Below are 13,520 nucleotides of genomic sequence, written 5' to 3'. Positions count from 1 at the left end.
TTTTTCTCTTTGACCAGTTCAGCAATACGCTCAATGGTTTTTGCTTTATTGACCTGATATGGAATCTCAGTGAAGACAATCGTGGTACGGCCATTCTTCGGATCTTCCTCGAAATGGTATTTACCACGGATATGCAAACGGCCCTTACCGGTACGGTAAGCATCGACGATGCCTGATTTACCGTAAATGATACCGCCTGTCGGGAAATCCGGACCAGAAATATGTTCCATCAACCCTTCAATACTGATCTGAGGATCATTGGCATACGCCAGACACGCATTCACAACTTCAGTCATGTTATGCGGCGCCATATTGGTCGCCATACCGACTGCAATACCGGTGACACCATTAATCAACAAGTTCGGTACACGGGTTGGCATGACCTGAGGAATACGCTCAGAGCCATCATAGTTGTCTTCCCACTCAACGGTATCTTTTTCAAGATCCGCTAACAGTTCGTGGGTCAGTTTACGCATACGCACTTCGGTATAACGCATAGCTGCTGCGCTATCGCCATCGACCGAACCGAAGTTACCTTGACCATCAACCAATTGGTAACGCAAGCTGAAATCTTGCGCCATACGTACAATGGTTTCGTATACGGCAGAATCACCATGCGGGTGATATTTACCGATCACGTCACCGACTACACGTGCAGACTTTTTATAAGCTTTGTTATAGTCATTGCCTAATTCGTGCATTGCGAAAAGCACACGACGATGAACAGGTTTTAAACCATCTCGTACATCGGGCAATGCACGTGACACAATCACGCTCATCGCATAATCGAGATATGAGCTTTTAAGTTCATCCTCAATGGCAATCGGTCTAATTTCCGATACGCTCATGCATACTCCTTATTCTACAAGCCAATTTTGACTTGTATTTATATGTCGTAAAACTAGCAAAATCATTAACTCAAACGACTGAGTTAAAAACTAAAATACAGCCCTAAATTATAGCATAAACACTTGTATTTTTGTGTCTAAAAAATCAGCTTAACCTTGTTAATTATCTTCATTTTAGTGAGCATTTTCTTGTTCTTTCAGATCCAAAAACAAGTGCATCACACTAGTATTTTTTAATGCCTCAAATATGAACAAAAACAGCAGCGCAAAAAAAGATGCACACAAAAAATGCTGCATCTTCCTGAAGTGAAATCTGTGTTTTAATGTGCTTGATTCAGTACCTTACGGTAGCTCAATACCGCCACAATCAATAGAATCGGCAATAGCATCTCTACCCCTTCCTCAATGGTCATGATGATGATCTGGGTATGTGGAACCAGCTGAATGCTAAATTCTTCTTTTAAGGTTGAAGTCGTACGATCCAGAACCTTACTCAACCCACCACAGGCAATGGTGAGGAAGATAAAAAAATGTGCAACATTCAAAGAATTTTTCATGCTTCGTATGGTTTGCACCAATTTTTTCGCCAGTACCAGAAAGACCAAAATAATCCCGAGCAATAAAACAAAGCCCAGCAGCTTGTCCATGAGCGGAATTTCAGCACTGCGATAGAAATTAGTTTTGATAAAACTCATTTCAAATACCTGCTTATGAAAATCCATTTCCCTTAATCCCAGCAATGTCGCTGCTATAGCCGTAAACATTCGGGTATTGGGTTTGATTTCAACATTAAGCAAACATAGTATTGCCAGCAAATACCATAACCATGGGCTCATGACTTCAAAAGCGCCTGATTCACTAAATAAATACTGAGTTACCGAAGCTGGTGCATTCAGGGCAGTATGAATACAAATACCCAAATAAAGCGCAATCAGCAGGAAACTAATGAACAGGATATGGGCGATTTTGGAAAAAGACATGATTAAAAACAGGAGAAAAAGCAAACCGGGATTTTATCACTTTTCATCCAAATGACCCACTTTAGTTTCGACTACAGAGTATCTTTAAAAATTTTCCAATAAAAAACGCCTCTTGGTACTAAGACCAAGAGGCGTTTTTCGAATCTGATTCAGGAATTAGATTTTAGAAACCAATTCAGGAATAACAGTATTCAGATCACCTACCAACCAGTAGTCAGCAACTGCATTGATTGGTGCTTCTTCATCTTTGTTGATCGCAACGATCACTTTAGATTCTTTCATACCAGCCAAATGCTGAATCGCACCAGAGATACCTACAGCGATGTACAGGTCAGGTGCAACGATTTTACCAGTTTGACCCACTTGCATATCGTTTGGTACGAAGCCAGCATCTACCGCAGCACGTGATGCACCTTGAGCAGCACCCAGCTTGTCAGCCAACGGATCAAGGATCGCGTGATAGTTCTCACCTGAACCTACACCACGACCACCAGAAACAACAATACGAGCCGCTGTCAGTTCAGGACGTTCAGATTTCACGATTTCTTCGTTGATAAACTTAGAAACGCCTGCATCGCCAGCAACAGTAGCAGCTTCTACAGAGGCAGAACCGCCTTCAGCAGCAACAGCATCAAATGCTGTACCACGAACAGTTGCCAGTACAACATCTTCGCCTGATTCTACGGTTGCAATCGCGTTACCTGCATAGATCGGACGTTTGAAGGTCTTAGGACCATCAACTGCAATGATGTCAGTAATCATGCTTACGTCAAGAAGCGCAGCTGCACGTGGCAAAATGTTTTTACCAGTCGTTGTAGAGGCAGCAAGGATATGTGTATAGCCTTTACCTAATTCAGCAACAAGTTTAGCCACATTTTCAGCCAATTGGTTTACATAAGCAGCGTCATCAGCAAGTAATACTTTGCTTACGCCCGCAACTTTAGCCGCCTGGTCAGCAACTGCCTGAGCGCCAGAACCAGCAACCAATACAGTGATATCACCACCGATTTTTTGCGCCGCAGCAACAACGTTTAAAGTAGCAGCGTTTAATGCTTTGTTGTCGTGCTCAGCGATAACTAAAATACTCATGATTTTTATCCTTCTGTATTAGATCACTTTCGCTTCATTTTTCAATTTTTCTACAAGTTCGTCTACAGACTTCACTTGTACGCCAGCTTTACGCTCTGCAGGTGATTCAACTTTCACTGTTTTCAGTTTAGTTGCAGGGTTTACACCGAAATCTGCAGGTGACTTGGTATCCAGCGGTTTTTTACGCGCTTTCATGATGTTTGGAAGTGCCGCATAACGTGGCTCGTTCAAACGCAAGTCAGTGGTAATAATTGCTGGAAGTGTCAGTTCAACAGTTTGTAAACCGCCGTCTACTTCACGTGTTACTTGTACTTTGTCGCCATCTACTTTCACTTCAGAAGCGAATGTACCTTGACCTGCACCCAATAAAGCACCCAGCATCTGACCAACCTGATTAGAGTCGTCATCAATGGCTTGCTTACCCAGAAGGATCAATTGTGGTTGCTCAGCGTCAACAACGCCTTTCAGAATTTTAGCGATTTCCAGCGCACCCAGTTGGCTGTCATCAGCTTCAACCAGAATACCGCGGTCAGCGCCAAGAGCCATTGCAGAACGGATTTGTTCTTGGGCTTCTTTAGGACCAATAGAAACAACAATGATTTCTGAAACAGTTCCTTTTTCTTTTAAACGAACCGCTTCTTCCACTGCGATTTCACAGAATGGATTAATTGACATTTTAACGTTAGTTAAGTCAACACCACTGTTGTCCGGTTTAACACGAACTTTAACGTTGGCATCAACCACACGTTTTACAGCAACAAGAGCCTTCATGTAATCCTCGGCTGTTTTAGCAAATGTAAATGTTGAGAAAAGTTAGTGTAACTCTTCACTTAAATTTTTTAGGTGCCCTATCTTGCAATGTGTACGGCATTTCGGTCAAGTCACAATTCAACAAAGAGCTGTAAAAATGCGTAATTTTCCCTGAACGATGCGTTCACAATTAATTGTTATCATTTTATTACAATGAAATGTATCAATATTTACTTAAAATTTAATCATTGATTTATATTATTTTTTTATCTGATTAATCACATCAGAAGTTTTGATTGATCAATTTTAATTTAAATTGATTTAAAGCAGCTTGAAGTAAAACAGCCGGAATATACGTATGTCAGCTTTTGTCATTTTGGACAGAATTCTTCTTGAGAGCGAATTAAACCCAATATAAAGACAAATTGACCAAATAATAAACCAGCGCATTGAATCCTACGCCGACAAAGTGAATATTTATTTTCAAATCTTCGCAATCATAAAAAAAGCATACTGCGAACAGTATGCTTTTTTCAACCGGATTAATTGATGATTAACCAGCTTGCGGCAAGTGCCAGTAAACCACCAGAAGTTCCATCCACCCATTTTTGTTTACGTTCATCCATTTGGGTTTTCTGGCTGATCTTGCTAAATAAAATACTTAAGCCACAATACACCAAAAAAATCAGACTGATAAAAATAAAAGACAGAATCAAACCCTGGCTGACAGTATTGGCCGATTTATCAATAAACTGCGGCAAAATCGCAAAATAAATCAACATACCTTTCGGATTTAACAGCGCAGTAAAAAAACCTTTTTTAATCGGATTGGCTGACGTTTTTTTCTCAATGTTCAGCGCATTTTTACTGAATACCGATTTGAGCAAACTAAAGGCCAAATACAGCAGATAAGCAATGCCGATCCAGCGAATCGCTTCAAATAACACCGGAAAGGACACAATAATCGCGGCAATTCCGAGTGCCACCAGGATCGAATGCACCAGATAACCGCAACACACCCCTACGGTTGCCATCATGCCTGCTTTTGCATCTTTACCCATCACTTGAGACAGGATAAATAACATATCGGGTCCAGGCGTAAAAATCAGGGGAAGCACAGTCAGTGCAAAGAGTACAAATACAGACATTTCCTTTTCCTTTCAAACTCTAGGAAGTGAAATAAGTATCTGCGATTTTTTACAAAATTGGCTTTCAATTTATTTTATAATAAGTATTATTTTTCGAATATTATTCTAACTTATGAAAATATCCACCAAGTCTGTACAGGTAAAACTTGATCGAATTGATAAAAATATCATTCGACATTTACAGGCCAATGGCCGTATTCAGAATAATGATCTGGCACGTGAAATCGGACTTTCGCCTTCATCTTGTTTACGCCGGGTGAAATTACTAGAAGATGCAGGCGTCATTCAGAATTACACGACTATTGTCGACCAACAAAAAATTGGTTTTCAGCTGATTTTATTTTCGCGCATCTGGCTGGTCGGTCAGGATGCCGAAACCATTGATACTTTTATTGAGGCGATGAAAGAACTGCCTCAGGTGATGGAGTGCTACATTATTCTAGGGGAAAGTGATGCGATGCTGAAAGTCGTGGTGCCTGATCTGGAAAGTTACCGTAAATTTCAGTCCACACATCTAACCAAAAAAAATGGTATTACCAGTGTCAAAACAGATTTACCGAGTCAGATTATTAAACAGAGTTTCCAGCTACCTTTAGAAGATTTATAGGCAAACTGATTTTAGATAATGAAGCTATGTTCTTAATTTAAGATTTGCATAATCGTAGCTTGCTTAAACCTAACCTGTGCTGCAAGCGCATAGATTAGTTCTACTATAAGAAAAGGTTGCCTATAGAAGACAACCTTTTCCTTTTAGGCAAACCCAAACCACAGGACTGAATCTTATTTTTATGTTGTGTGGATGCTTCAGAATTTACTCAGTTTCTTGTGCTAAAAAATCACGATGTACATGGCTTAAATCCACCAATTCATAGTCTGACAATTCAAAAATTTGCCAAATCGCAATCGCATCTTCTTTTAAATCGACCGCTTGGGTCGCACGATTCGACAATTGCCATTGCAGGTCAGAAATCCATAAATAGTATTGTCCAGTCGCCACATTAAAGGCCTGAACTTTCCCATCGACATTAATCCCTTGAATGATGGCGCCTTCAGGTAAAGTCACTTCAAGATTGGGTAAGCTAATGTCCACAAAATGCTTGATTTGTCGCAAACCATAACCTGCAAACATTTCTTTTTGAGCTTCACTTAACTGTGCATATTTTTGCTCTATGTCCGCAATTACCAGTGTGTCCATGTCACCTCCCATCGGTCAAATACTGAGACGCTGCTCAGCAATATTCATTTTAAATATTAAATACTATTTATTGTTATACCTGAAATGGCGCATTTAACGAATAAGACAATAGTGAAATGCCCATCCCAACGCCAATGTTCAGTTCAATTCCATTTTAAGATTTATATATGAAAGTTTTGTGCCAAAAATACAATTTTCATGATTTTTATTCTATAACACTTGGCACATGATCAGTCTTCTTTATGTTGTGCACGCGGATGGGCCTGATCATAAATCTGAGCCAGATGGTCAAAATCAACGTGGGTGTAAATTTGCGTGGTGGTTAAATTACTGTGTCCCAGCATTTCCTGTACCGCGCGCAAATCCCGGCTATTCGACAACATATGACTGGCAAAACAATGTCTTAACAAATGCGGATGCAGATCCACATTGACGCCTGCGCGCTGCGCCTGAAACTTGACCCGATTCTCAATCTGTCTTGCACCGAGCGGATTGCCCTTCTGGGTAATAAATACATTCGCCTCCGGCACAAAATCGCCATTCCATAAGGGATAGACTTGCAACCAGGCCATCACGCTGTCTTTGGCCTTGGAGCCAAAAGGCACAATCCGGGTCTTATTTCCTTTACCAGTAATACGTAATAACTGCCGGTTGAAATCAATATCTTTAATTGTCAGGCTTTGCAGTTCTGCCAGACGCAGCCCACTGGAATAAAGCAACTCTAACATCGCTTTGTCCCGAAGCCACATTTGCTGCTGTATTTCATTTTCAGGCGCAGGCTGATCAATAATCTGGTTGACTGTTTCAATATCCACCATGCCCGGCAAAGGGCGCGATTGACGTTTTAACTGAAAATCATCCGCCGGATTAAAAGCCATATGCTGAGCCTGCTCGGCCCATTTCATAAACTGGCGAATAGCCGAAAGCATACGTTGCAGACTGCTGGGACTGAGCTGATGCTGTTCGACTTTTTCAGCCAGAAACTGGCGTAAATCGGTGGCTTCTACATCGTTTAAATTGAGCTGTTCACGCTGGCAAAATTCTAAAAAATCCGAGACATCACGTTCATAGGCTTGCAAGGTATGTTTGGATTGGTTCTGAATTTCACGCTCTTTCAGCCACATATTGAGCAAGAGTTGAGGTGGCACAATCACTGCTTGCTGCATTTAAAATTGCTCCAGATAACCTTGAATCAGGATTGCAACCTGATCTGCATGAGTGTTGGCAAAGAAATGATCTCCACCTTGGACAATATGCAGTTTTGCATTTTTAAAAATTCCTACCAAGTATTGTCCAAGCTGAATAGTGCTTAAAGGATCATGATCGCCCCAGATCAGCAAGATCGGAATATCAAGACTTGTGAGCTGAACGCGGCTAAATTCAGTTTGGTCTTGTACAAACCAGTCCGGTGCTGTTTTAAACTGTTCACGATAATCTGTTCGCCAGTCTGCACAATGAAATGTTTTTAAATTCAGACCACCAGATGTCGCCAACAATACCAGCCCTTTGACTTTCTGTGGATGATTGAGGGTCAACCCAACGGCCAAGACACCGCCCATAGACTGGGCAATCAGAATGGAATCATCCTCAATTTGCTTTTTCACGAATTCTTGCAGATCATGCAGGCTTTGAATGGCTAAATTTGGCGCTACACCATCAAAACCCGGATAGGCAATGACTTGCTGATCTGTATATTCGGTTAATGCCACCCTTAATGGCTGCCAAAAGTGCTGGCTTCCTGAAGCACCCGGCAGGAAAACAAGCTTATTCATCTCATTTAAATTCTAAGGTTTTTCCCATCCTAGCATAAAAAAAGCACCATCGATCAGACAGTGCTTTTTTCTCAAGCGGAACCAAGCTTAACCCTGGAAATAACGTAAATCCAGACGTCCTTCATACACGGTCGCCGTTGGTCCAGTCATCCAGACCACATCGCCTTCTTTCCACTCAATTTGCAGCTTGCCACCTGCCAGTTCAACTTCGACTTTACTCGAAAGCAGACCACGGCGCATACCTGAAATTGCGGCAGCACAGGCACCTGTACCACAAGCCAAGGTCTCGCCTACACCACGCTCATACACGCGTAAACGTGCATGTTTTTCATCAATAATCTGCATAAAGCCTGCATTGACCCGTGCCGGGAAGCGCGCATGCGATTCAACTTGTGGGCCAATACGTGCGACATCAGCAGCGATCACATCCGGTACAATCGTCACCGCATGTGGATTCCCCATATTCACCACATCAATGGTCAGCTTTTCACCGCCAGCAAGATCGATGTCATACAGGCTCTCCGGTGCATCAGCCACAAATGGAATTTCCTGAGGCAGGAATTTTGGATAGCCCATATTGACCCGCACCCGACCATTCGCACCCAATTCAGGTTCTACAATGCCTGATTTGGTTTGTACCTTGATTTTGGTTTTGGTCGTGAGCTGACGATCATGTACAAATTTGGCAAAACAGCGCACGCCATTGCCACATTGCTCCACTTCCGAACCATCGGCATTAAAAATCCGATATTTAAAGTCTGCACTTGGGACATCGGGTGGCTCAACCACCAAGAGTTGATCAAAACCAATTCCGAAGTTACGGTTGGCCAAACGCTGAATGGTCAAAGTGTCTAAATAAGCACGCTGGCTGATCAGATCAACCACCATAAAGTCATTGCCCAGACCATGCATCTTGGTAAATTCTAATAACATCCTGATTTATCCTTAAGGCAATAAACGCTCACGTTCCCAGAGTGATTCAATGCTTTCGCGTTCTCGAATCAAATGCGCCTGATCAGCATCGACCATTACTTCAGCAGCACGACCACGGCTGTTGTAATTTGAACTCATCACAAAACCATATGCACCTGCGCCAAGCACTGCCAGCACATCATTTTCCTTGATCGCAAGCTCACGCTCTTTACCCAGGAAATCACCAGTTTCACAAATTGCACCCACCACATCCCATTCTTTAGTTTCGACATCAGTACGAGGTGTAACAGATTGAATGTCCATCCATGCTTCATATAACGCAGGGCGAATCAGGTCATTCATCGCCGCATCAATGATCGCGAAATTACGGTGATTGGTTGGCTTGAGCAGATCTACTTTAGTCAGTAATACACCCGCATTGGCAGAAATACTACGGCCCGGTTCCATATAGACTTTCAGGCCCAATTTCTCTAAAGCTGGACGCAGCGCATTGGCATATTCTTCAACCGTAGGTGGCACTTCGTCTTTATAGGTCACGCCCAGACCACCACCGATATCGATATGTTTAAGGTGAATGCCCAGCTCTTTTAACTGGTCAATCATGACAATGACACGATCCAGTGCATCCACAAATGGCTGGGTTTCAGTCAGCTGTGAACCGATATGGCAGTCGATTCCGACCACATCCAGATTTGGCAATGACGCTGCATATTGATAGGTTTCAAACACGCTATCAGACGGAATACCGAATTTATTTTCTTTTAAGCCGGTTGAAATATAAGGATGGGTTTTGGCATCGACATCCGGATTGACACGCAATGAAATCGGCGCTTTGACATTTAATTCAGCCGCAACTTTCTGGATACGATCCAGCTCGGCATACGATTCGACGTTGAAGCACGCAATCCCGACTTCTAAAGCTTTTTTGATATCCGCTTCAGATTTACCCAGGCCCGAAAATACGATTTTCGAAGGCTCACCACCGGCTTTCAGCACACGCGCCAATTCACCACCGGTCACAATATCAAAACCGGCACCCTGTTTGGCCAATACATTCAATACCGCAAGATTAGAGTTGGACTTTACCGCAAAACAGATTTGATGGTCGATAAAATCAAAAGCACGATCCATATCTAAAAAATGTTTTTCCAAAGTAGCTTTAGAATAAACATAGAGTGGTGTGCCGAATTGCTCCGCGAGCTGTTGTAATGAACATTGCTCAGCGTGCAATACCCCATTAATGCGGGTGAAACTCATGAAGGTATCCTTTCTGTGAAAGCGTTATGGTGTGGTTTTAACGTCTGAATCGGTAGGTGCAGCAAACTGTTGTTGCACAGGTGCCTCGCGTTCTTCATCGGACGCTTTAGGCTCAGTTTCAGTATTTTTGTATAACAGATACTTGGCACGCTTGTCGTAATTCGGATCATTCGGCAAGTGCAAAGCACCTGACTGTCCACAACCTGCAAGAGCAAGACCTGTCGCTAAGATACTGATATAGCAAATGACTTGGCGCATCTGACCACCTAATGTAATAGTTTCGATGAAGTATAACGCGATCATTCGGCATGACCCAAGCGTTAAACGCTAGAGAGTAGCTTTAGACAAAAAAAAACGCCAGCAGATCGCTGACGTTTTTATTGATAAGGTTTATTTATGTTTCTGTTTATAGAAACCAAAATATCCAATGATTAGCAGGATAAACCAGATCGGACTGATCATCAGTGCCTGGCGGGTATCCTCTTCCAGCGCCAAGACCACGATCATGCTCAGGAAGAAGATAATCACGACCCAACAAGTCACTAAACCACCTGGCAGCTTAAAGGTCGATTTGGCATGCAGCTCTGGACGTGTTTTGTAATACACGATATAGCTCCAGATAATGATGATCCAGACACAAATAAACAGAATCGTCGATAAAGTCGTTGCCAAGGTAAAGGCCCGAACGGTATCCGGAACAAAATACTGAAGTGCTGCACCCAGCAACAAACACACTGCAGAGAAATAGAGGGCATTTGCAGGCACTGCGCGACGGTTCAAGCGACCAAAAGCCACCGGTGCCTGCTCTTCACGTGACAGGCCGAATAGCATACGGCTAGTCGAGAATACGCCACTGTTCATCGATGACATTACCGAGGACAACACCACCAGATTCATGATAATCGCAGCCGCTGCAATGCCAGCCTGACTGAACAGGTTTACAAACGGCGATACATTCGGGTCAATCTGGTTCCAGGGTGTCACTGACATCACAATCAGCAGTGCCAACACATAGAAAATAATGATACGGATCGGAATAGAGTTCACCGCTTTTGGCAGGTTCTTTTCCGGATCTTTGGTTTCAGCCGCGGTAGTACCCACCAGTTCTACCCCGACAAAGGCAAAGATGGCAATCTGGAAACCGGCCAGGAAGCCCATCGCGCCTGTAGGGAATATCCCGCCATGATCCCAAATATGACTAAATGAAGCGACAGTTCCAGCATCAGAAGTAAATCCGGTAAAGATCATCCAGAAGCCGACGGCAATCAGCACCACAATGGCGATAATCTTGACCAGAGCAAACCAGAATTCCATTTCACCAAACAGTTTTACCGTGACCAGATTCAGGCCTATGATAAATACAATCGAGGCAATACTGATCATTACCCCCTCTTCAGGACTAAAGGGCAAGCCATTATTGAAGAATTGCAGATAGTAAATGATGGCGGACAGATCTGCGATCCCGATGGTGATCCAGCACAGCCAGTAGGTCCAGCCAACAAAGTATCCGGCCCAAGGCCCGATCAGATCTGTGGCAAAATCAATAAATGATTTATATTGCAAATTGGAAAGTAACAGCTCACCCAGTGCACGCATCACCAGAAAGACCATAAAACCGATGATCATATAGATCACCAGAATCGAAGGACCTGCGAGACTGATGGTTTTACCCGAACCCATAAACAGGCCGGTTCCGATGGCGCCCCCAATAGCAATTAACTGTAGGTGCCGATTGGACAAACTCCGCTTTAATTCACCGTGCTCTGCCGACGAATTGTTATATTTTTCTGACATTATTAATTACAACTTTGAGTTTTACTCGCGACAAATTAACGTAAAAAATGCTGAATACAAAAATAAAATTCGCATCATTTGTATTTCCTGATTAATTGAAGAAGTTAATTTATTTTTCTTATATCGCTCTACGGTTACATTTCTGCTTCATTTTTGACCTGCAAGATTCCAGTAATTTCTTGTCAAATCACTAAAATTATGTAAAAAATGGAATACTATTCAGCCATTTCATGCTCTCAGGATGAAGGCATCTGGCATAGCAATTGCTTTTTAATCAATATCTCGAACTACACAGACATGGATCAATAAGAAGAATTTTATGCAAAATTTACAAAGTTTAATGGAAACTTTAAGCGGCTGGGTCTGGGGTCCCTATATGCTGGTACTGATTGTCGGGACCGGGATATTCCTCACTTTCCGTTTATTGTTCTGGCAGTTCCGCATGTTGCCACTGGCTTTTAAACAGGTCTTTGGCAAGCACCCTGACCATTCAGGGGACATTTCACAATTCGCTTCACTCATGACCGCACTTTCTGCCACGATTGGTACAGGTAATATTGCCGGCGTGGCCACTGCCTGTGTCCTCGGTGGCCCAGGGGCTGTATTCTGGATGTGGATGACTGCCCTGTTTGGTATGGCAACCAAATACGGTGAAGGTGTTCTGGCAGTCAAATACCGAATTAAAAATGAGAAAGGTGAAATGTCGGGTGGCCCGATGTACTACATCGAACGGGGCCTGAAATGGAAATGGCTGGCGCTGATTTTTGCCTTATTTGGAACTCTGGCTTCCTTTGGGATCGGCAGCTCCGTACAGTCCAATACCGTAGCATTGGCAGTGCAAAACAGCTTGGGCATCGAAACCTGGATGACAGGTATTATTATTACTGCCTTTTCGGCACTGGTGATTTTGGGCGGGATTAAATCGATTTCCAGAGCAGCGTCACTGATTGTTCCTGTTATGGCTATAGGCTATGTGGCAGGGGGATTAATTATCATCTTTAATAATCTCGAACTGGTCGTTCCTGCGCTTAAAATCATCTTCACCTATGCCTTTACTGGAGAAGCCGCAGTAGGCGGTGCAATTGGTGCGGCGATTCGTTATGGTGTAGCACGTGGCGTATTCTCCAACGAAGCTGGCATGGGTTCTGCACCAATTGCGGCCGCAGCAGCAAAAACCGACCATCCGGCCCGTCAAGGTCTGGTGTCTATGACCGGTACGTTTATTGACACTATTATTGTCTGTTCAATCACTGGTATTGTTCTGGTAATGGGCTATATCATGGCAGGCAATTCATTCGGAGGCCAAACCGGTGCCGTATTGACCATCGGTGTATTCGACAAGCTGCTACCCGGTATTGGCGGCTGGATAGTTACTTTCGGGATCATTTTCTTCGCTTACTCCACCATTTTGGGCTGGAGCTACTATGGCGAAAAATGTACCAGCTATTTACTTGGCGAAAAATTCGTTTTGCCCTATCGCATTATTTATATTGCCTCAGTGTTTATCGGCTGCATTGCAACACTGGATCTGGTCTGGCTATTCGCCGATACCTTTAACGGCCTCATGGCGGTGCCGAACTTAATCGCATTATTATTACTGTCTGGTGTCATTGCCAAAGAATCGAAAGACTTCATTGCAAGACGTAAATCGGGTGAGCTGTATTAATAGATAATTTTTGTAAATACTCAATCCAAGTATAAAAAAGCCACGTTAATCGTGGCTTTTTTATACTTCAGTTTTCCCATTTTTCATT

The 13,520-nt window shown here is 43.0% G+C and carries 14 protein-coding genes; 2 read left to right on the top strand and 12 right to left on the bottom strand.

Features of this window, described 5'->3' with window-relative positions; all coding sequences use genetic code 11:
* The 5 genes from WAK81_RS07640 to WAK81_RS07620 all read right to left on the bottom strand — a co-directional run.
* On the bottom strand, positions 1-848 hold an 848-nt coding region (locus WAK81_RS07640; protein ID WP_422196342.1), incomplete at its 3' end, for a DNA gyrase subunit A.
* A 320-nt stretch (positions 849-1,168) separates the two neighbouring features.
* Positions 1,169-1,828, bottom strand: coding sequence for a hypothetical protein (locus WAK81_RS07635; protein ID WP_422196341.1), 660 nt, complete (start codon positions 1,826-1,828; stop codon positions 1,169-1,171).
* A gap of 156 nt (positions 1,829-1,984) precedes the next feature.
* Entirely contained in the window at positions 1,985-2,917 is a 933-nt protein-coding gene (locus WAK81_RS07630) for an FAD-binding protein (protein WP_422196340.1), read from the bottom strand.
* 18 nt (positions 2,918-2,935) lie between these two features.
* Entirely contained in the window at positions 2,936-3,688 is a 753-nt protein-coding gene (locus tag WAK81_RS07625) for an electron transfer flavoprotein subunit beta/FixA family protein (protein WP_422196339.1), read from the bottom strand.
* 521 nt (positions 3,689-4,209) lie between these two features.
* Positions 4,210-4,815 (bottom strand): LysE family translocator, encoded by a 606-nt coding sequence (locus tag WAK81_RS07620; protein WP_422196338.1) that lies wholly within the window; start codon positions 4,813-4,815, stop codon positions 4,210-4,212.
* Between the two features lie 112 nt (positions 4,816-4,927).
* On the opposite strand from WAK81_RS07620, the gene WAK81_RS07615 reads away from it, so the two are divergent.
* Positions 4,928-5,422 (top strand): Lrp/AsnC family transcriptional regulator, encoded by a 495-nt coding sequence (locus WAK81_RS07615; RefSeq protein ID WP_422196337.1) that lies wholly within the window; start codon positions 4,928-4,930, stop codon positions 5,420-5,422.
* A 204-nt stretch (positions 5,423-5,626) separates the two neighbouring features.
* Here WAK81_RS07615 and WAK81_RS07610 read toward each other — a convergent pair whose 3' ends face one another.
* The 7 genes from WAK81_RS07610 to WAK81_RS07580 form a co-directional block, all read right to left on the bottom strand.
* Positions 5,627-6,010: a hypothetical protein gene (locus tag WAK81_RS07610; protein WP_422196336.1), complete on the bottom strand. Its 384-nt coding sequence runs from the start codon at positions 6,008-6,010 to the stop codon at positions 5,627-5,629.
* Between the two features lie 230 nt (positions 6,011-6,240).
* Positions 6,241-7,176 (bottom strand): site-specific tyrosine recombinase/integron integrase, encoded by a 936-nt coding sequence (gene xerA, locus WAK81_RS07605; protein ID WP_422196335.1) that lies wholly within the window; start codon positions 7,174-7,176, stop codon positions 6,241-6,243.
* Entirely contained in the window at positions 7,177-7,782 is a 606-nt protein-coding gene (locus WAK81_RS07600; RefSeq protein WP_422196334.1) for an alpha/beta fold hydrolase, read from the bottom strand.
* An 87-nt stretch (positions 7,783-7,869) separates the two neighbouring features.
* Positions 7,870-8,715: a diaminopimelate epimerase gene (dapF, locus tag WAK81_RS07595; RefSeq protein ID WP_422196333.1), complete on the bottom strand. Its 846-nt coding sequence runs from the start codon at positions 8,713-8,715 to the stop codon at positions 7,870-7,872.
* A gap of 12 nt (positions 8,716-8,727) precedes the next feature.
* A complete protein-coding gene (lysA, locus tag WAK81_RS07590; protein WP_422196332.1) occupies positions 8,728-9,972 on the bottom strand; it encodes a diaminopimelate decarboxylase in 1,245 nt (414 codons plus the stop codon).
* Between the two features lie 24 nt (positions 9,973-9,996).
* On the bottom strand, positions 9,997-10,230 hold the full coding sequence (lptM, locus tag WAK81_RS07585; RefSeq protein ID WP_004645718.1) for an LPS translocon maturation chaperone LptM: 234 nt from the start codon (positions 10,228-10,230) through the stop codon (positions 9,997-9,999).
* Between the two features lie 132 nt (positions 10,231-10,362).
* Complete coding sequence (locus WAK81_RS07580; protein WP_422196331.1) at positions 10,363-11,766, bottom strand: amino acid permease; 1,404 nt, start codon at positions 11,764-11,766, stop codon at positions 10,363-10,365.
* Between the two features lie 319 nt (positions 11,767-12,085).
* Between WAK81_RS07580 and WAK81_RS07575 the strand changes: the two genes are divergently transcribed.
* Complete coding sequence (locus WAK81_RS07575; RefSeq protein ID WP_422196330.1) at positions 12,086-13,432, top strand: alanine/glycine:cation symporter family protein; 1,347 nt, start codon at positions 12,086-12,088, stop codon at positions 13,430-13,432.
* Positions 13,433-13,520: the final 88 nt, after the last annotated feature.

The organism is Acinetobacter sp. (genome assembly GCF_049284435.1).
Taxonomy (GTDB): Bacteria; Pseudomonadota; Gammaproteobacteria; order Pseudomonadales; family Moraxellaceae; genus Acinetobacter.
This window is presented reverse-complemented; position numbering and strand designations above follow the sequence as displayed.